Genomic DNA, 19,342 nt, shown 5'->3' with positions numbered 1-19,342 from the left:
TCTCAGGTGCTGTCCAGCCTTGCCGCCGGCGCCCACCAGCTGAACGGGCGCAGGGCTGGGTCGGCGCACGCCGTAGCCTTGCCGCATGCGAGTCGGAGTCTTCGGTGCAACGGGTCAGGTCGGCGGGGTCATGCGTGCCCTCCTCGAGGAGCGCGACTTCCCGGTCACGCAGGTGCGGTTCTTCGCGTCGGCGCGATCTGCGGGAACGACGCTGCCGTTCAAGGGCGAGGACGTCGTCGTCGAGGACTCGGCGACCGCCGACTTCTCCGGCATCGACATCGCGCTCTTCTCCAACGGCGGCGCGGCGTCGAGGGAGCTCGCGCCCAGGGTGGCTGCAGCCGGTGCGACCGTCATCGACAACTCGAGCGCGTGGCGCAAGGACCCGGAGGTGCCGCTCGTCGTCTCCGAGGTCAACGCCGCCGACCTCGACGACATCCCCAAGGGCATCGTCGCCAACCCCAACTGCACGACGATGGCCGCGATGCCTGCGCTCAAGCCGCTCCACGACAGGGCCGGCCTCGTGCGCCTGCACGTGAGCAGCTACCAGGCCGTGAGCGGCTCGGGCGGCGCCGGCGTGCAGGAGCTGGACCGCCAGCTCAAGGGTGCGTATGCCGCAGGCGACCCCACGGGGCTCGCGCTCGACGGGCGTGCGGTGGCCGTCCCCGACGCCCAGCTGTATGCCGTCCCGGTCGGGTTCAACGTCGTGCCCCTCGCCGGGTCGATCGTCGACGACGGCTCGCTCGAGACGGACGAGGAGCAGAAGCTGCGCAACGAGTCGCGCAAGATCCTGCACGCCCCCGACCTGCGCGTCTCGGGCACGTGCGTGCGCGTCCCCGTCTTCACCGGTCACAGCCTGGCCATCCACGCCGAGTTCGCCGAGGACATCTCGCCCGACGAGGCGCTCGACCTGCTCAAGAACGCGCCGGGAGTCATCGTCACCGACGTGCCCAACCCGCTCGAGGCCGCCGGCCGCGACGAGGTCTTCGTCGGGCGCGTGCGCGCCGACCAGGCAGCGCCCGAGGGCAAGGGCCTCGTGCTCTTCGTCGTCGGCGACAACCTCCGCAAGGGCGCGGCCCTCAACGCGGTCCAGATCGCCGAGGAGCTGCTCGCCCGCCGCTGAGGCGCCGGAGCCGGGGTGTCCTCGCGGTCGCATAGGGTCGACGTGTGACGGAGAACCTCGCGGCCGCGACCCATCGCACGGGCACTGCCCCCGGGCTCTTCGTGTGCTTCGAGGGCGGCGACGGCGCCGGCAAGTCCACCCAGGTGCGGCTGCTCACCGAGCTCCTCGAGCAGCGCGGGCGCGAGGTCGTCGTGACCCGCCAGCCCGGTGGCACGCCGCTCGGCGCGCAGATCCGCGAGCTCGTGCTCCACGGCGACCACGTCGCCGCCCGGGCCGAGGCGCTGCTCTTCGCGGCCGACAAGGCGCACCACGTCGACCAGCTCATCAAGCCCGCCCTGGCGCAGGGGCACGTCGTCATCACCGACCGCTACGTCGACAGCTCCATCACCTACCAGGGTGCCGGCCGCGAGCTCGGTCGCGACGAGATCACCGCGCTGCAGCACTGGGCCGTCGGTGGCCTCCTGCCCGACCTCACCATCGTCCTCGACGTCTCGCCCGAGGTGGGCCGCGAGCGTCGCGGCGACGTCCACGACCGCCTCGAGTCCGAGGCCGACGCCTTCCACGCCGCGGTCCGCCGCGGCTACCTCGAGCTCGCGGCCGCCGATCCCGGGCGCTACCTCGTGCTCGACGCCACCGAGAGCGTCGAGCGGCTCCGGGCCGCCGTCGTCGACGGCGTCGACCGCATCGTGGCGGCGCGCCCATGACCGTCTGGGACGACCTCGTCGGGCAGGAGCCCACCGTCGAGACGCTGTCGCGTGCGGTGAGCGACGAGTCGGCCATGACGCACGCCTGGCTCTTCACGGGCCCGCCCGGGTCCGGCCGCTCGACGGCGGCTCGCGCGTTCGCGGCGGCGCTGCAGTGTCCCGAGGGCGGGTGCGGGCAGTGCCGCGAGTGCCGCACCGCTCTCGACGGCAGCCACGCCGACGTCAAGGTCGTCGCCACCGAGGGCCTGTCGATCAAGGTCGCCGAGGCCCGCGCGCTCGTGCAGGAGGCCGCCCTGCGCCCGTCCGTGGGCCGCTGGCGCATCATCATCATCGAGGACGCCGACCGACTCACCGCCTACACCGACGCGCCGGCGGACGCGCTGCTCAAGGCGCTCGAGGAGCCGACCCCGCGCACCGTCTGGATGCTCTGCGCCCCGAGCCTCGAGGACGTCATCGTGACGATCCGGTCGCGCTCGCGCCACGTGCGCCTGCGCACGCCTCCGGTCGAGGCCGTCGCCGACCTGCTCCAGCGCCGCGACGGCGTCGACCCCGCCATGGCGCTGTATGCCGCCCGCGCCGCCCAGTCGCACATCGGCCTCGCCCGCCGGCTCGCCCGCGACGAGCAGGCCCGCATCCGCCGCCGCGACGTCATCGCGATGGCCACGAAGATCCTCGGCGTCGGCGACGCCATCGGCGCGGCGGCCGACCTCGCCCAGATCGCCGACGAGGAGTCCACGGCCTCCAGCGCCGAGCGCGACGCCGCCGAGCGCGCCCGACTGATGGAGACCTTGGGCGCCGACCCGACCGCGCGCACGCAGCCGCCCCACATCCGCTCGCAGGTGGCCGCTCTCGAGCGGGAGCAGAAGACCCGCGCCACCCGCTCGGCTCGAGACGTCGTCGACCGGGCCCTCGTCGACCTCACGTCGATCTACCGCGACGCGCTCGTGCTCCGCCTTCGCTCCGACGTCGACCTCGTCAACCCCGATGCCGTCGACAAGGTGCGGGCCCTCGCCGGCGTCTTCACGCCCGAGCAGCTGCTCGGGGCGATGGACGCCATCCACGAGGCCCGGGACCGCATCAACGCCAACGTGCCCCCGCTCCTCGCGCTCGAGGCCATGGCCCTGCAGCTGCGGGTGCCCCGCGACCTCGGCGTCTGAGCTGCCTCCCGCACCGGGCCACACGGCATACCGGCTCGGCATGGTCACACCACGCTCGAGGAGGCTGCGTACAGGTCGACCCGTTACGGTTTCGGGCATGACGACACGGCCTGCCGCCATCACCCGCGCCCTCACCGCTGCCTCGGCGGCCCTGGCGCTCGTGCTGACGGCTGCGGCCTGCACGACGACCGAGGCCCCCGTGGCACCCGGGTCGAAGACGGGCATCCCCGCCGCGACGGTGCCCCCCACGCAGGCGCTCGCCCCCTACTACGCGCAGAAGCTCGACTGGAAGAAGTGCGGCAGCCTCGAGTGCGCCGACCTCCGGGTCCCGCTCGACCACGCGGCGCCCGACGCGTCCAAGGACCTGACGATCAAGGTCGCCCGGGTCAAGGCCCGCGACCAGTCCAAGCGCCTGGGCTCGCTCCTCGTCAACCCGGGGGGCCCGGGGGCGTCCGGCATCGACTACGTCCGGCGAGGCGCCGAGACGATCGGCGGCCCCGAGGTGCGCCGCTACTACGACCTCGTCGGCTTCGACCCGCGCGGCGTCGCGAGCTCCGACCCGATCGACTGCCTCGACGACAAGGCCCTCGACCGCTTCCTCGCCGCCGACCCGACGCCCGACGACGCCGCCGAGGAGCAGGCCCTGATGACGCAGGCCAAGGCCATGGCCGACGGCTGCCAGAAGGACAACCCCGAGCTCGTCAAGCACCTCTCGACGGCCGACGCCGCGCGCGACATGGACATCCTTCGCGCGGCCGTCGGCGACACGCAGCTGAACTACCTCGGCAAGTCCTACGGCACGTTCCTCGGCTCCACCTACGCCGACCTCTTCCCCAAGCGGGTCGGCCGCGTCGTCCTCGACGGCGTCGTCCCGCCCGACCTGACGAGCGCCGAGCTCGGCGAGGGCCAGGCCCGCGGCTTCCAGATCGCGACGCAGGCCTACGTCGAGGACTGCGTCACCGAGGACTGCCCCCTCGGCTCGACGCCCGAGGCCGCCCTCAAGGGCCTCGACGACTTCTTCCGCGAGGTCGACCAGAAGCCCCTGCCCACCGGCGACCCCAGCGCCCCGCTGCTCACCGAGGGCTGGGCCCGTCTCGGCGTCGCCGTCGCGCTCTACGACCAGGGCGCCTGGGGCATCCTGACCGATGCCCTCAAGGAGGCCAAGGCCGGCAACGGCCAGAGCCTCATGCAGCTGGCCGACGCCTACGCCGACCGGCGCCCCGGCGGCGGCTACGACGGCAACCTCATGGAGTCGATCTTCGCCGTCAACTGCCTCGACCGGCCCGACAGCCCCGACCTGTCCGCCTACGAGAAGTACGCCAAGGACTTCTCCGTCAAGGCGCCGACGTGGGGCGCCAACCTCGCCTGGGGTGCGCTGCCGTGCGGTGTGTGGCCGGTCAAGTCCGCCGTCGGCCCCCACAAGGTCAGCGCTCCCGGCAGCGACCCCATCGTCGTCGTCGGCACGACGCGCGACCCCGCGACGATCTACGAGTGGTCCGAGCGGCTGCGCGACCAGCTCGACAACGCCGTCCTCGTGTCCTTCGACGGTGACGGGCACACCGCCTACGGTCGGAGCAACACGTGCGTCGACAGCGCCATCGACGCCTACTACGTGCAGGGGCGCGTCCCCAAGGACGGACTCAAGTGCTGAACGAGGAACCGCGTCCCGACGACCTGCCGGACGCACCGACGGGGTATGCGGCCCTGCCGCCGTCCTACCCGCCGCCCTCCCACCCGCGGCCCTCGTCGCCGGCTCCCACGGGTCCCGGCGGGTCGAGGGCGACCCGGTCGTGGCTGCGGCCGGCGCTCGCAGCCGTCGCCGTGGTCGCGGTCGTCGCGGTGGTCGTCCTCGCCGTCTGGCGCATCGGCAACCCGCCGCCCGTCGCGCAGCCTCAGCCGCGGACTCCCGTCACGTCATCGGGCCCGACGGCGCCCGGCGGCCCCACTGCCGGCACCCCGACCCCCGGCAGCCCCGCAGCGCAGGGCTATCCGGCCGCCCTCGCGGACTTCTACACCCAGAAGCTCGACTGGACCCCGTGCCCCGACAACGCGAAGCACCGGTGCGCGACCATGGAGGTGCCGGTCGACTACGCCAAGCCCACCGGTGACCGCTTCACCCTCGCCCTGCGCAAGGCGCCGGCCACCGACCCGTCCAAGCGCGTCGGATCCCTCGTCATCAACCCCGGCGGCCCCGGCGGCTCGGGCGTCGAGTACGCCCAGTACGCCTCGTTCGTCTTCTCACCTGCGGTGCGCGCGGCCTACGACGTCGTCGGTTTCGACCCGCGCGGCATCGGTGCGTCGAGCCCCGTGCGGTGCCTGACCAACTCCGACATGGACCTGCTGTTCAGTGCCGACCCGACACCCGACTCGGCCGCCGAACGCTCGACGCTGCTCGCCGACGTCGACGGCGTGACCAAGCGGTGCGCCGCCCGGGGCGGCGCGCGCGCCATGCACATGAGCACCACCGAGGTGGCGCGCGACATGGACGTCATGCGGGTGCTGCTCGGTGACAGCAAGCTCAACTTCTTCGGCGGTTCCTACGGCACGTTCCTCGGCGCCATCTATGCCGACACGTTCCCCGAGAGGGTCGGCCGGATGGTGCTCGACTCGGCGATGTCGCCGAACCAGACCGAGCAGCAGGAGATGACCTACGACATCCAGGGGTTCGAGTCCTCCATCGACGCCTTCATCGACTGGTGCGTCGCCCGCAGCGACTGCGCGCTCGGCAGCGACAAGGCAGGGGCGCGGCAGAAGATCGTCGACCTGCTCGACGCCGTCGAGAAGAAGGGCCTCACGACGAGCAAGCCGGGCCTGACGACGATCGGCGAGGGGTGGGTGGGCTTCTCGATCTTCATGTGCCTCTACTCCGACACCTCGTGGCCGACGCTCAACAAGGGCCTCGCCCAGGCCCTCATTGGCAAGGGCGACATCCTCCTCGCCAAGGGCATGTCGGTCGTCGAGCGGGGCATCACCGGCGACTACGCCCCGAGCACCTACCTGCAGGCGATGATCCCGGTGCGGTGTGCGGACTGGCCGCGCTCCACGACCGACGCGTCGCTCGGGGCCGAGCAGAAGAAGGCGCAGGCCGCCCACCCGCTGTGGGCGCGGATGACCGGCGAGCTCTACGACAACTGCCGCACCTGGCCGACCGCCGGGCGCACCCCGAAGGGAACGACGCTCGCCCAGGGTGCCGGTCCGATCCTCGTCATCGGCAACGAGCGCGACCCGGCGACTCCCATCGGGGGCACCAAGCAGCTGGCCAAGGACCTCGCATCGGGCGTTCTTCTCACTTCGGACCATGACGGGCACGGCACCTACTACGCTGGCAACTCGTGCGTGGACTCCGCCGTGGACGGGTACCTGCTCAGGGGAACGGCGCCGGCCGACGGCACGACCTGCTGAGCCGACTGCTCGCGCCCTTCATCTCCGTCGCGATCCTCGCGACCCTCCTCCTGCTGGCCACCGGCCCCTCACGTGTGCCCGAGGTCGGCCCGGGCGACCCGACCGCGTCCAGCGGGACGGACGCGGTTCCGGAGCGGGCTGCTGGCACGGACGGTGACACCTCGCCCCGTGACCGGGTCGAGCTCGGCACGCCGACCTCGAAGCCCGCCCCGGGACTCGACGTCTTCTACGACCAGACGATCAGCTGGCTGGCATGCCAGGACGGCGCCCCGGGGAGCTCCGACCGGTGCGGCACGGTGCGCGTCCCGGTCGACTACCTCGACCCGCGCGGCGAGACGGTCGAGATCGCGCTGCGCAAGGTGCCGGCCGGCAAGCCGAAGCAGCGCAAGGGCACGCTCTTCATCAACCCGGGCGGCCCGGGCGCCTCCGGCCTCGACTTCGCGAAGGAGGCGCGGGACTTCTTCTCCGCCGACGTGCGCGAGGTCTGGGACGTCGTCGGCTTCGACCCGCGCGGCGTCGGCGAGTCGGGCGGCTTCCCCTGCCTGCGGGGTCGCGACCTCGATGCGATGTATGCCGCCGACCCGACCCCTGACACGAAGGCCGAGAAGGCTGCGGCCGTGGCGTCGCGCACCGCCCGTCTTGAGGGGTGCCTGTCCCGCGGCGGCGCTCTCGCCCGCAACATGGGTTCGGAGCAGGTCGCCCGCGACCTCGACATCATGCGCGACGCCGTCGGCGACACCCACCTCAACTACTTCGGCATCAGCTACGGCACGCTCATCGGCGCGCTCTACGGGGCGCAGTTCCCCGACCGGATCGGCCTCATGGTCATCGACTCGGCGGTGTCGCCCGACTACGTCCCGATGGAGTCGGCCTCCCAGGACGACGTCGACCGGTGGGCGCGCGACGAGGCGGAGACGGTCGAGGAGGGGCTCGACGCGTTCCTGAAGGACTGCGTCGACGCGGGGGAGTGCGCCCTCGGTGACGACGTCGACGCCGCCCGCACGAAGCTGCTCGCGTTCCTCGACGGACTCGACCGGAAGCCCCTGCCGAGCGACGCCGATGGCATCCCGCTCCTCACCGAGGGGTGGGCCGTGACGGCGCTCGACGCCGTGCTCCTCTATCAGGACTCGTGGGGCGACGTCGGCGACGCCCTGCACGTGGCGCTCGAAGAGGGCGACGGGACCGACCTCGTCTGGGCCGCGATGGACTCCGTCAGGCGCGATGACGACGGGTCGTACGTCGGCGGGTTCGAGTCCAGCCACCTGCCGATCCACTGCGCCGACTGGCCGCTCGACGCGACCGACCAGCTGCAGCCCAGCCGGTCCGTGCTCGACGCGCACCCGGTCTATGCGCACCTCTACGGCGTCCAGACGGACTCCTGCACGGGGTGGGTCGGCACTCAGCGCTCCAACCTCATCCTCACGGTCGACGCCGCCTCGCCGGTGCTCGTGCTCGCCAACGAGCGTGACCTGACGACGCCGCCCGACGGCACGCGCGAGATGGGGCGCGGCATCTTCGGCTCGCGTTTCGTGCTCGTCGACGCCGACGGTCACGGCGTCTACGCGAACGACAACGACTGCGCGGACTCGATCGTCGACGACTACCTCGTGCGCAGTCTCGCCCCCCGCAACGGTGAGACCTGCCCGGCCTGACGCGCGACGCCCATTCGTCGGGTGGGCGCCTTCCCCGGGCAGGGAAGGCGCCCACCCCGACGCGGTAGGGGGCCGTATGCCGGGTGGCTCAGTCCGTGGAGACGCGGAGCACGATCTTGCCGGCCGTGTGGCCCTCCTGGCTCAGCCGGAAGGCGTCGGCCAGCTGCTCGAGCGGGAAGGTCTGCGCGACGGGGACCGTCAGGTCGCCGCGCTCGACGAGCGTCGCGAGGTGGGCCAGCTCGGCGCCGTCGGGGCGCACCCAGACGTAGTGTCCGCCGGCTTCGGTCACCGACCCGTCGGCGATCGACGCGTGCCGTCCGCCCTCGGCGAGCACGGCCGTGGTCACGTCGAGCACGTCCCCGACGAAGTCCGCGACGGCGTCCATGCCCTGGGGGGCCAGCGCACGGACGCGCTCGACCACCCCGTCGCCGTAGGCCACCGGCTCGGCGCCGAGCTCACGGAGTCGCTCGTGGTTGCGCTCGGACGCGGTCCCGATGACCCGGGCTCCGAGCGTCCGGGCGATCTGCACCGCGAGGGAGCCAACACCGCCGGCAGCGGCATGCACGAGGACGGTGTCTCCCGCACCGACCTCGAGGCGCTTCAGCAGGCGCAGCGCCGTGAGGCCGGCGAGCGGGAGGCCGGCCGCCTCGTCCCACGACATCGAGGCCGGCTTGGCGGCCAGGGCGCGGACGGGCACGGTGACCAGCTCGGCGAACGTGCCGCCGTGGACGTAGTCCTTGCGCGCATAGGCGAGCACCTCGTCGCCGGGAGCGAACTCGGGGGTGTCGAAGCCGACGGCCTCGACGACACCCGAGACGTCCCAGCCCGGCACGACCGGGAACCGCACGTCCATGACGGCATCGAGACCACCCGACATGAGCTTCCAGTCGACGGGGTTGACCGAGGCCGATCGCACGCGCACGAGCACCTCGCCGGGTCCGACCTTGGGCCGCGGCTGCTCCGTCAGGGCGAGGACCTCCGGTCCGCCGTAGGTCTCGTAGGTCATGGCGCGCATCGTCGGGGTGCTCGGGTCGGTCATCTGGTCCTCCTGGTTCGTGGCCGCTCGTCTTCGCGGGCTCCACAGGGTCAAGGCGGAGGGGTCGGTGCGGCATTCCCTGCCTCGCGACGGCGTCCTCCCGGGAGCGCCGGAGCGCCGGGAAACGGTGGGCAGGGCGCGATTTTTCTCCGGCAGGGGTCGTGCGTATACTCAACCTCCGTGTCCGGTCGCGCTCGTCGCGGGTGGCACGGCCAGCCGCTTTAGCTCAGTCGGCCAGAGCGATTCACTCGTAATGAATAGGTCATCGGTTCGATTCCGATAAGCGGCTCCACGCAACACCACAGGTCAGGCCCCCGTCTCGTCAGAGTCGGGGGCCTTTCCGTTTCCAGCGGAGGCATCAGATGCCCCGACCCGATCTTCGGGGCCGCCTCCCACAGGAGGGCGCTGGGCCGCGACGGCGAGACCTCAGGAGCAGACCAGACGGAGCCACCTCGACAGGTCGCCGCCGTCCAGGCGGCCTGTCCGGTAGCCGACGTGGCCGTCGGGCCGCACCACGACGAGCCCGCTCCCCGGCCAGCTGTCGATGCGGTGGACCGCGACCGGCGGGGCCGCGAGGTGGAGCTCCGGCGCGACCGTGTCACGCTCGAGCAGCACGTGCAGCCCCGGCTGTGCGGTCAGGTCGTGCAGACGCCCTGGCCGTCCTTCGCAGGTGACCGTCCGGTCCGGCAGGCGGTCGCCGGGGCGGGCTCCCCGGCTCGTGGGCGCTCCCACGACGGACAGTGGGCTGGTCCGGTAGCGCACCCATCGCTGTGACAGCAGCGCCACGACCGCCGCCATGAGCGGGCGCTGCCGGAGCAGCACCGGCAGCGCAGGAGCCGCGAGCGGGAGGACGGTCCCCCGGACGAAGGCGGGCAGCAGGTGCGTGGAGGCCTCGGCGAAGAAGATCAGGTGGGTCAGCGCGAGCACCTGTGCGGCGGCAGGACGCCGCTCGAGGTCGTAGGAGCCGAGCAGCGCGGCGTGCTCGCCGCCTGCCCCGGCCCCGGTGCCCCGACCTCCTCGACTGGCGACGGCGATCTTCCACCCCAGGTTGACCGCGTCCACGATGCCGGTGTTCATGCCCTGGCCGCCCGCCGGTGAGCCGGCGTGCGCGGCGTCGCCCGCGAGGAAGGCCGGCCCCTGCCGGAACGAGCTCGCGATCCGGTGCTGCAGCGGCACGCGCGCCGACCAGACCTGCTCGGTGACCCGCACTCCGATCCCCGAGTCGTCGAGCAGCCGCTGGACCTCCACGACGGACACGTCGCCCGCCGGCTGTCCGAAGGCTCCCTCGCCGTCGGGCCCCGCCGGGCGCGTACCGAGCAGGCGCCACGTCGCCCCCTCGCCGAGGGCGAAGAGGAAGACGAGTCCGTGCCGTCCGGCGGCGACGTGCAGCATCCCGGGCGCGAGCCCTCCGTCGAGCTCCACGTCCGCGAGCACCACCTCCTGGCCGTACTGCCCACCCTGCCAGCCGACGCCCGTGAGCCGGCGCACGAGGCTGTCCGCCCCGTCACACCCCGCGAGGTAGCGGCATGCCACCTCGCCGACCTCGCCGTCGGCGCGCAGCAGCGCGCGCACCCCCGCGTCCGTCCAGGAGGCCTCGACCAGCTCCGCGTCCCGCTCCACGGGAACGCCGATTGCCTCGAGGGCACCGGCGAGGACGTCCTCCACGTCCGCCTGCCGCACGAGCGTCAGGTGGGGGTATGCCGTGTCGCGCAGTCCCACGTCCCCCAGCTGCGCGGCGACCGTGCGAGCGCCCAGGTGCAGCTGGGCGCGAGGGGCGCGGTCCGCCCGGTCCAACAGGTCCCCCACGACTCCCAGCGGCCGCAGGACCTCGAGGGTCCGTGAGTGCATGATCATCGCCCGAGACGGACGGAAGGGCTCGGGCCTGCGCTCGACGATCCGGACCGCGGCACCGTTGGCGCGGGCCTGCAGGGCGGTGGTCAGTCCCGTCGGGCCTGCCCCCACGACGAGGACGTCGGTGCCCTGGCTCAGCCCACCGCGACCACGCGCCACCAGGCACCTCCCTCGTCCGGGAACCACGGACCGAGCACGCCTGGGTCGGCCAGGACGTCAGCGCGTCGCAGTCCCGGCACGATTCGGTAGTCGATCGAGCCCGGTTCGCTCACCAGCGCCAGCACGTGCCACAGCGAGCGCGCGTACCGCTCCGCGCGAGAAGCACCGTCCCACTCGTAGAGACCGCGGTAGCGACCGAGCTCGTCGTGGGCCAGCCACAGCTTGGAGGCGAAGCCGGGGAAGCCGACGAAGAGCGGGGTGTTGAGCCAGCTCTCGGCCCGGAACCACGCGTGGCCGCGGCCACGGACGGATCGGAGTCGGAAGCTCACGGCGAGGAAGCACGGGTCCACGGTGCGACGAGCCACCCTCGTGTCCCGGTAGACCCGGCTCGTGGTGCGGTCAGCGAACACGATCCGGGTGCCGACCTCCGCCCGGGGGAAGCGCACCTGACGGCGCACCAGCATCCCCACGCTGGCGCCGACGCACCGTCCGACTGCCGCCCAGGCAGTCCGACGTGGCAGCGGCCGGAGCGCGGGCGTCGCCGGCCTGTCGTCGCTGTGAGACGGACTCGTGTGCCGCTCGCGCCGGCTGACGGTGCTCTGGGCCATGGCACGCCTCCTGTCGGTCCCAGCCAGCCTCACGGAGACAAGGAGGCCGGGCCAAGGGGCGAAGGTCCTGATGCAGTGGCTCACCACTGGCAGGCCCACGCTCGTCCGACAGCACAGCCGCCGGCAGGCTCGGGAGACGGGGAGATGTCTCGACCTGCCCCACACGGCGAAGGAGCCCGTCTGCGCGCGCAGAACGGGCTCCTTCGAGGCTGGTGCGGATGGGGGGGTGCGTGCCAGCCGTGGGGGTGTTACAGATGTGACAGTAATCAAGCTCTGGCCGCCTGTACGGGTTTTCGGTGAATTTGGGGCGAGAAAGTTGGATTGGTCCGTATGGGCGTTATCCGACCGCCTTCGGCCGAGAGCCCTGGCAGCAGGCCGCCGACCCGGTGGTCTGGCACAGTGACCCGGTGAGCACGACGCCTGTGAACGCCGGTCCGGACCTCCTGGTCGAGACCCTCGAGGTGGCCTCGACGCTGGTCGGGACCCCCCTGACACCTGTCGGGCCCCCCTTCCCGGGCAGCCACCGCACCCTCGTCGTGCGTGTCGCCGACGACCAGGGCGGCACGGTCGTCGTGAAGCGCTATCTCGGGGACGATGGCGTCGAGGCGTATGCGCGTGAGGCCTCCGCGCTCGAGGCCCTGGCCGCGTTCGGGCAGACCCCGGCGCTCGTCGCGGAGTGCGCCGAACCGCGTCTGGTCGTCATGGAGGATCTCGGCGGGGGCCGGCACCTGGCGGAGGTCCTGCTCGGCTCGGACGCCGACCTCGCCACCGCCACGTTGTCCGGCTGGGCCGCTGCCGTGGCGGGGCTGCACCGGTCGGGGCGGGAGGTGCGCGACGCCTTCGCGTCCGGAGTGCTGGCCCGGTCACCCGGGCCGGTCGAGCTCGACCCCCTCCCCGGCCACCTGGCGACGGCCGCCTCTGAGTGGGCTCGCCTGGCCACCCACCTCGACGTGGCCCTGCCGGCCGGGACGTTCGACGTGCTGACCTCGGTGCCGTCCCGGTTCCGCGTCGAGGCGAGCAGCCTCTCGGCGGCCGACATGTGTCCCGACAACAACCTCGTCCGCGACCTCGGCGACTCCGGGATCGCTCTGCTCGACTTCGAGTTCGCGCTGTGGCGACCGATCGCGTGGGACGCCGCCTACCTCCGCGTGCCGTGGCCCACGTGCTGGTGTGCCTGGTCGCTCGAGGCGGCCGCCGCCGACCTGGCGCTCGAGCGGTGGCGCGGCACGGTGGCGCAGAGCTGGCCCGAGGTGCTCGGGACGGACTTCGACCACGATCTCGAGCTCGCGACGGAGGCCTGGGCCTGGCTTGCCGGAAGCTGGTGCCTTGCGGGCCTCGTCGACGCCGGCCCCGCCCGCGCCAACCCGGTCAAGCCGACGCCGCGGATGCCCGACCGCGTGCTCCGCTTCCTGCGAACCGCCTCGACCGGGAACGCCCTGCCCGAGCTGGCCGATGCGGCCACACAGCTCGCCCGCGCCGTCGAGACGAGGTATGCCGCCGCCGACGTGCCGTTCGCGCCGGCCTTCACCGTCGGTGCGCCCAGGTGACCGCACGCACGCCCCCGGGCACGAGCCAGGGCGCGACCCCCGGGTGGACGACCCGACGGGCCACGGGTGCCGATGCCGAGGCGGTCGTCGAGCTGCGGGCCCTGATGTTCGCGGCCATGGGGGTGGCCGGGGTCGACGAGCCGGGCTGGCGACGAGCCGCCACCCGGTGGTTCGAGAGCGCCCTCGACGGGCCCCATGCCTGCGTCGTCGTCGCCGAGGACCCCGGAGGGCGCATCGTCGCCGGGGCCATGGGCGGGCTCCGTTTCGAGACCCCGTCGCCGGTGAACCCGAACGGCGTCTGGGGACTGGTCAACAACGTCGCGACCCGCCCCGAGGCCCGACGGCAGGGTCTGGCGCGAGAGTGCGTCGTCGGGGTCCTCGACTGGCTGCGCGACGAGACCGACGCGACCGTCGTCGAGCTCTTCGCCACGGGCGACGGGGCAAGCCTCTACGAGGAGCTCGGCTTCGTCGCTACCGCGTGGCCGGCGATGCGCCTGCGCCTGTCGCGCTGACCTCCGGCTCCGCGGGCAGCCCCCGCGTTCAGTCGACCCGGACCGTCTCCGGCCGCGTCTCGGCCCGTTCGAGGACCCGTCGGGACCCCCATGACACGAGCACCGCGGCGGCCCCGGCGCCGACGGTGACGGCATACGCCGGCGTGTGTCCACCCCAGTCGGCGAGCCGACCGGCCAGGGCGGCCCCGATCGCGTAGCCCAGCCCCGTGGCGGCGGCGAGCACCGTCATGGCCGCCCCCGTTCGTGACGGCGGCGTCACGCGCTCACCGAGGGTGAACGTCGTGATCATGTAGGGCGCGACCGTGCAGCCGAGGACGAGCAGCACGGGCACGAGGGCGAGGAGCGAGCCGACGAGCAGCAGGGGCGCCGACAGCACGAGCAGCCCCGCGGAGAACCAGCGCAGCCGCGTCGAGAGCGCGAAACGGGCGGGCAGACCTGCGACCGCGAGCCCGGCGAGGACGCTGCCCACGCCGAGCAGGGCGTGCAGGTAACCGGTCAGGCCGGGCGATCCTGCCGCGGTGGCGAGCACCGAGGTGCCGGTCTGGACGGAGCCGAAGACCGTGCCCACGAGCAGCTGTGCGACGCCGAGGACGACGAGGGCCGGTGTCAGGAGGCGGCCCACGGCCCCGGTCGCGCCCGAGGTGGCCGCGTGCGTGACGGCCGCGGTCTCGTGCAGCGCGAACCATGTGCCGAAGACGGCGAGGCCGCCTGCCGCGAGGGCCAGGGCAGCCGTCGGGCTCGCGACCGACACGCCGAGCCCGATGAGCGCCGGGCCGAGGACGAAGGACGCCTCGTCGGCCGCCCCCTCGTACGAGAAGGCCGCGTCGACGAGACGGTGCTGGCGCGACCCCGTGGCCGCGGTGATCGGGCGCCATCGCACGCGCGCCAGCGGGCCGATCTGCGGCAGAAGCAGACCCGCCACCGCACTCGCGACCGCGGCCACGCCCCAAGGGAGCCCGGCTGCCACGACCACGAGGATGCCGGCGATCCCCAGCGCACCTCCGATGGACTGGACGGCGACGACGCGCCGCTGCCCCAGCCGGTCGGCGCGTGCACCCCAGAACGGCGCACCGACGGCGTTGGCCACGGCGAGCGCGCCGGCGCAGAAGCCTCCGGCGCCGTAGCTGCCGGTGGCGGACGACACGAGCAGGAGGGTGCCCAGCTGACTCATCGCGAGCGGCATACGGGCGAGGAAGGAGACGACGATGTACGTGCGGCCGGTGAGGCCGAAGAGGTGGCGGTACGAGTCGATGGGTGACACGAGGGCGGCTCCGGATCTGGTCGCGGGGTGCGCGACGCGGGTGCGTGCCTACCCGCCCATCAGGTCACGCCGGATCCCTGTGCCCCTCGATTCTACGGGGTCGGCGACGTGCCGGGCGCCCCCGCCCGCCGGCCGTGGGACGGCGGCAACGGGCACGGGCGGGCACCCCCCTGTCGGGGATGCCCGCCCGTGCGTGCGTCGCGTCGGCCTTTGCGAGAGACCGCGACAGGTCCGTCAGCGAAGCGGCGCCGTCTCGGACGAGGTCGCCTTGGGTGCCTTCTGCGCCGAGAAGGTGGCTGCCGTGCCCGGAGCCCCCGAGAAGTTCGGCGAGATGTCGAAGCGACCGGCGACGTCGACGATGACGTCGGTCGTGCCGGCGTTGTTGTAGATGTTGAACTGGTAGTTCTGGCTCAGCCCGACCATGGCCATGTTGGCGACCGTCTGGCCGGCGGCGGGGTTGAGGTTGCTGGCCGCCGAACGGGTCGTGCCCGTCTCCCACAGGGTGAGGTAGGTGGCAGCCGTCGGCTTGACCGCGGTCGTGTTGGTCACGAGAGCGATGGTGCTCGAGTTGGCGACGGTGCTCGGGGCCGTGACGGTGCGCGTCGTGGCGGCGCCCAGCGTCGTGGTCCCGACACCCGTACGGGTGTCGACGATGCGCTTCGGGGAACCGGCGCTGCGGAAGCGGAGGCCGTCGCCCTTGGAGTAGACGCCGACGACGTCGATGATGACGTCGACGTCGCCGGTGCTCGCGTTGCCGACGGCGAAGTCGACGAGCGCCTGGCCACTCGTGCCCGTGCTGTGCGTGACCGGGACGAGCACCATGTTGGAGGTGGTCTGGCCCGCCGCGAAGTTGAGGTTCGAGGTGTTGGGGATCGCGTTCTCGTCGCCGTTCCAGGCGTTGAGGTAGCCCTTGGCCACGGGTCGCACCGCCGTGACGTTGATCGCGAGAGCGCTGATGTTCGGTGTCTCCGTGCCGTAGTCGACCGACTGGACGACGTAGGTGTTCGGCTTGAGCGCGTGGACGTCCGCGTCGGTGCGGGTGTCGAGGGCGCGCCACGGGGTGTCCGGGAAGTAGTCGACGGCGCCGGCGGGCGGCGTCGTCGTCGAGCCGACGTAGTAGCCCTGGACGTCGGCGATGACGTGCGTCTGGCCCACGGCGTTGCGGATGCTGACCCAGCCGTCGCTGCTCACCGGGACGGTCACGAGGTTGGCGCGGGTGTCACCGGCCACGAAGTTGAGGCTCGACGCGTTGGGGACCGCGGCACCCTTGGGGTAGGCCACGATGTTGCCGGCCCGTGTGGGACCGGTGACCGTCAGGTTGAGCACGACGGCCATGACGCCCGACGACGGCAGGCCGCCGCGACCGTTGACCTTGAGGTTGAAGACCTCGCCGGCGTTGAGCGGCCGCGCGAGCGAGCCGCCGCGGGTGTCGAGCAGCCGGGCCGGCTTGAGGGACACGAAGGCGCCGTCGGCGACACCGGTCGTGGCCGCCGGAGCAGCGGGGGCGGCCGAGGCAGCCACCGCGCCGCAGACGCCGGCCGAGGTGAGGACGAGGGCTGCAGCGAGCCCCGAGATGACAGACCGCCGCACGGCAGGTCCCCCTGTTCATGATGATGAGCGCCGTCCCTGCGACAGCGCGCCAGCGGAAACTACCACCGGGCCGACCATCTTGGGGGGCTTGGGGCCGATTCGTGACCTGCCTGAGCGGGGTGTCAGTCGCGGAGGTGGTGGGCGTCGCGGACGGACGGCGAGAGGCGGTAGATCGTCTCCACGAGACCGGCCCCCACGGCCCCCACGGCGAGCGACTGCCACATGAGCGGCAGGGGAGCGTCGAGGTTGAAGAAGTGCGCGGCGGGGGGCCAGAGGAACGCCGTGACGGCGAGCCCGACCATGGCGGCCACGAGGGCGGCCTTCCACGGACGGAAGGGCCGGGCGAGGACGACGAGGATCCAGAAGAAGACGGTCAGGAGCGTGATGGTGGCACCGCTGCCGGGCTGCCAGCACGCGACGTCGGCGACCGTCCTGGCGTCGGCCGGGGCCGTGCACCGTTCGGCGAACTGCTCGGGCGGGACGCCGTAGCTGCTGCCGGCCAGGAGGTAGGACGCGATCACCGCGAGCCCCGCGACGGCACCGGACGGCACGGCGAAACGCAGGATGCGGCCGAGGAAGCCCGAGAGGTAGCGGCGCTTGTTGGGCCCGAGTGCGAGGAAGAACGCCGGGATGCCGATCGTCACGGCCGACACGAGCGTCAGGTGCCTGGGGAGGAACGGGAACGGGACGGCGATGAGCGCGGCCGCGAGGATGGCGACGAGGCTCATCGCGTTCTTGGCCACGAAGAGGTTGGCGACGCGCTCGACGTTGCCGATGACGCGGCGCCCCTCCGCGAGCACGTCGGGCAGGTGCGAGAACCTCCCGTCGAGCAGGACGAGCTCGGCGACGGCCTTCGTCGCCTGGGCACCGTTGCCCATGGCGACGCCGATGTCGGCGTCCTTGAGCGCGAGCGCGTCGTTGACGCCGTCACCGGTCATGGCGACGACGTGGCCGTCGGCCTGCAGGGCGTGGACGAAGGCGCGCTTCTGCTCCGGGGTGACACGGCCGAAGACGGTGTGCGTGGCGAGGGCCGCCCGCAGGGCGTCCTGGTCATCGGGCAGGGTTCGGGCGTCGACGGGCTCGCCGACGTCGAGCCCGACCGACCGCGCCACGGCGGCCACGGTGACGGGGTTGTCGCCGGAGATGACCTTGATCGCGACGTCCTGCGCGGCGAAGTAGGCGAGCGTCTCCTCGGCGTCGGGGCGCACCTGCTCGGTGAGGGTCACGAGGGCGGCCGGCCTGAGGTCGGGGGGCAGCGTGGCGTCCGGGAGGTGCTGGTCGCTCCGGGCGAGGAGCACGACGCGACGACCCGAGGCCGCGAGCTCGGCGACCTGCGCGCGGATCGACTCGAGGACCTCCGGGGGGCTCGGTTGCGGGTCGGCGGCGAGGAGCACCTCGGGCGCGCCGAGCACCCACGTCGAGCGCTCGGCGAAGCACGCCGCGCTCCACTTGCGCGACGAGCTGAACGGGATCGTCTGCGTGCGCTCCCAGCCCGGGGACTCGACGGCCGCAGCGACCGCCGTCAGCGTGCCGTTCGCGTTCGGGTCGTCGGCCAGCGCCCCCAACGCACACCGGATCTCGTCGACATCCTGTCCTCCCAGCGGGTGGGCGTCCTCGAAGGCGATCTCGCCCACGGTCAGCGTCCCCGTCTTGTCGAGGCAGACGACGTCGACGCGTGCAAGACCCTCCACCGCCGGCAGCTGCTGCACGAGCACGTTGCGCCGGGTCAGCTGCACGGCCGACAGGAGGAAGGCCACCGACGTGAGGAGCACGAGACCCTCGGGCACGAGACCGACGACCCCGGCCGCCGAGCGGATGACGACCTCGCGCCAGCCCTGGTCGCCGACTGTGCGCCACTGCGACCAGATGGCGATGGGCAGGGCGCCCACGATGACCCACGTGATGTAGGTCAGCAGGGTGTTGATCGACTCCTGGATCTCGGAGCGCGTGCGCGTGAACTTCCGTGCGTCAGCAGCGATCCGGTTGACGTAGGCGTCGGCGCCGACCTGGCTCGCGTGGTAGCGCCCGGATCCCGCGACGACGCTCGTGCCGGACATGATGGCGTCGCCCTCGTCATGCGCGACCGGGTCGGACTCGCCCGTGAGGTTGGCCTCGTCGAGCTCGAGCCCGGCGCTCGCGATGAGGGTGCCGTCGGCGGGCACCTCGTCGCCGGTGCGCAGCTCGATGAGGTCGTCCTGCACCACGTCGGTCGTCGGCACGACGCGCACCTCGCCGTCGCGCACGACACGCGTCGTCGGGGCGTTGAGCAGCGCCAGCCGGTCGAGCTTCCGCTTCGCGAGGTACTCCTGCACGATGCCGATGGCGGAGTTGACGACGAGGACGATCCCGAAGAGTCCGTCGGCGAACGAGCCCGTCACCATGACGAGCGCGAAGAGCGCGCCGAGGATCGCGTTGAAGCGGGTCAGCACGTTGGCGCGGACGATCTCGCCGATCGAGCGTGACGTGCGCTCGGTCAGCCGGTTGACGTCCCCGCGGGAGACCCGCTCGGCCACCTCGGCGCTCGTCAGCCCCTGCGGCCGGGTCAGGGCCGTCCGGCCGGCAGTCGCGGGCGGCGTCCCGGGTGTCGTCACCGGTCCATTGTCGTATGCCGCGTGGCCGCTCCTCCGGTGGAACGCGCCCGAGCGCTCGGGTGCGGTCTCTCGCGGACCGCGCGTGACGGCATACGCGATCGGTCCCCGAGCACGCGGAGCGCGAGCGGACAAAGGTTACTGATCGGTCCTCG

The 19,342-nt window shown here is 72.8% G+C and carries 14 protein-coding genes and 1 tRNA gene; 9 read left to right on the top strand and 6 right to left on the bottom strand.

Annotated elements, in window-relative coordinates; all coding sequences use genetic code 11:
- Positions 1-85: 85 nt before the first annotated feature.
- From ABD831_RS17520 to ABD831_RS17495, 6 genes are all read left to right on the top strand, one after another.
- Positions 86-1,120 (top strand): aspartate-semialdehyde dehydrogenase, encoded by a 1,035-nt coding sequence (locus tag ABD831_RS17520; protein ID WP_344949580.1) that lies wholly within the window; start codon positions 86-88, stop codon positions 1,118-1,120.
- A gap of 44 nt (positions 1,121-1,164) precedes the next feature.
- On the top strand, positions 1,165-1,824 hold the full coding sequence (tmk, locus tag ABD831_RS17515) for a dTMP kinase (RefSeq protein ID WP_344949577.1): 660 nt from the start codon (positions 1,165-1,167) through the stop codon (positions 1,822-1,824).
- On the top strand, positions 1,821-2,981 hold the full coding sequence (locus ABD831_RS17510; protein WP_344949574.1) for a DNA polymerase III subunit delta': 1,161 nt from the start codon (positions 1,821-1,823) through the stop codon (positions 2,979-2,981). Before tmk ends, ABD831_RS17510 begins: the two co-directional genes overlap by 4 nt.
- A 97-nt stretch (positions 2,982-3,078) precedes the next feature.
- Positions 3,079-4,632, top strand: a complete 1,554-nt coding sequence (locus tag ABD831_RS17505; RefSeq protein WP_344949571.1) for an alpha/beta hydrolase — start codon at positions 3,079-3,081, stop codon at positions 4,630-4,632.
- Complete coding sequence (locus ABD831_RS17500) at positions 4,626-6,383, top strand: alpha/beta hydrolase (protein WP_344949568.1); 1,758 nt, start codon at positions 4,626-4,628, stop codon at positions 6,381-6,383. Before ABD831_RS17505 ends, ABD831_RS17500 begins: the two co-directional genes overlap by 7 nt.
- Positions 6,314-8,035: an alpha/beta hydrolase gene (locus tag ABD831_RS17495; RefSeq protein WP_344949566.1), complete on the top strand. Its 1,722-nt coding sequence runs from the start codon at positions 6,314-6,316 to the stop codon at positions 8,033-8,035. The genes ABD831_RS17500 and ABD831_RS17495 overlap by 70 nt, the downstream gene beginning before the upstream one ends.
- An 88-nt stretch (positions 8,036-8,123) precedes the next feature.
- Here the strand turns inward: ABD831_RS17495 and ABD831_RS17490 are convergent, their stop codons facing one another.
- A complete protein-coding gene (locus ABD831_RS17490; protein ID WP_344949671.1) occupies positions 8,124-9,050 on the bottom strand; it encodes an NADP-dependent oxidoreductase in 927 nt (308 codons plus the stop codon).
- A gap of 236 nt (positions 9,051-9,286) precedes the next feature.
- On the opposite strand from ABD831_RS17490, the gene ABD831_RS17485 reads away from it, so the two are divergent.
- Positions 9,287-9,363 (top strand) — tRNA-Thr (locus ABD831_RS17485).
- Positions 9,364-9,497: 134 nt separating this feature from the next.
- Here the strand turns inward: ABD831_RS17485 and ABD831_RS17480 are convergent.
- Together ABD831_RS17480 and ABD831_RS17475 are read right to left on the bottom strand one after the other, a co-directional pair.
- Positions 9,498-11,081 carry an FAD-dependent monooxygenase gene (locus ABD831_RS17480; protein WP_344949563.1) on the bottom strand — a complete coding sequence of 528 codons (1,584 nt, stop codon included), beginning with the start codon at positions 11,079-11,081 and terminating at the stop codon, positions 9,498-9,500.
- Positions 11,057-11,689, bottom strand: coding sequence for a hypothetical protein (locus ABD831_RS17475; RefSeq protein WP_344949560.1), 633 nt, complete (start codon positions 11,687-11,689; stop codon positions 11,057-11,059). The genes ABD831_RS17480 and ABD831_RS17475 overlap by 25 nt, the downstream gene beginning before the upstream one ends.
- A gap of 407 nt (positions 11,690-12,096) precedes the next feature.
- Between ABD831_RS17475 and ABD831_RS17470 the strand changes: the two genes are divergently transcribed.
- Together ABD831_RS17470 and ABD831_RS17465 are read left to right on the top strand one after the other, a co-directional pair.
- Positions 12,097-13,236 (top strand): phosphotransferase, encoded by a 1,140-nt coding sequence (locus tag ABD831_RS17470; protein ID WP_344949557.1) that lies wholly within the window; start codon positions 12,097-12,099, stop codon positions 13,234-13,236.
- On the top strand, positions 13,233-13,748 hold the full coding sequence (locus ABD831_RS17465) for a GNAT family N-acetyltransferase (protein ID WP_344949554.1): 516 nt from the start codon (positions 13,233-13,235) through the stop codon (positions 13,746-13,748). The genes ABD831_RS17470 and ABD831_RS17465 overlap by 4 nt, the downstream gene beginning before the upstream one ends.
- 28 nt (positions 13,749-13,776) lie before the next feature.
- Here the strand turns inward: ABD831_RS17465 and ABD831_RS17460 are convergent, their stop codons facing one another.
- From ABD831_RS17460 to ABD831_RS17450, 3 genes are all read right to left on the bottom strand, one after another.
- On the bottom strand, positions 13,777-15,009 hold the full coding sequence (locus ABD831_RS17460) for an MFS transporter (protein ID WP_344949551.1): 1,233 nt from the start codon (positions 15,007-15,009) through the stop codon (positions 13,777-13,779).
- 234 nt (positions 15,010-15,243) lie between these two features.
- On the bottom strand, positions 15,244-16,599 hold the full coding sequence (locus tag ABD831_RS17455; protein WP_344949548.1) for a hypothetical protein: 1,356 nt from the start codon (positions 16,597-16,599) through the stop codon (positions 15,244-15,246).
- A gap of 122 nt (positions 16,600-16,721) precedes the next feature.
- Positions 16,722-19,190, bottom strand: a complete 2,469-nt coding sequence (locus ABD831_RS17450) for an HAD-IC family P-type ATPase (protein WP_344949545.1) — start codon at positions 19,188-19,190, stop codon at positions 16,722-16,724.
- Positions 19,191-19,342 lie beyond the last annotated feature (152 nt).

It is taken from the genome of Terrabacter ginsenosidimutans (assembly GCF_039539425.1).
GTDB classification, from domain to species: Bacteria; Actinomycetota; Actinomycetes; order Actinomycetales; family Dermatophilaceae; genus Terrabacter; species Terrabacter ginsenosidimutans.
The sequence above is the reverse complement of the archived record's forward strand: the minus strand, read 5'-3'. Positions and strand labels throughout refer to the sequence as shown.

What these genes read in the sequence shown, in the direction of transcription:
- ABD831_RS17505 (WP_344949571.1), top strand. Translation starts at nt 3,079, where the DNA reads ATGACGACACGGCCTGCCGCCATCACCCGCGCCCTCACCGCTGCCTCG.
- ABD831_RS17510 (WP_344949574.1), top strand. Translation starts at nt 1,821, where the DNA reads ATGACCGTCTGGGACGACCTCGTCGGGCAGGAGCCCACCGTCGAGACG.
- ABD831_RS17490 (WP_344949671.1), bottom strand. Translation starts at nt 9,050, where the DNA reads ATGCGCGCCATGACCTACGAGACCTACGGCGGACCGGAGGTCCTCGCC.
- ABD831_RS17475 (WP_344949560.1), bottom strand. Translation starts at nt 11,689, where the DNA reads ATGGCCCAGAGCACCGTCAGCCGGCGCGAGCGGCACACGAGTCCGTCT.
- ABD831_RS17520 (WP_344949580.1), top strand. Translation starts at nt 86, where the DNA reads ATGCGAGTCGGAGTCTTCGGTGCAACGGGTCAGGTCGGCGGGGTCATG.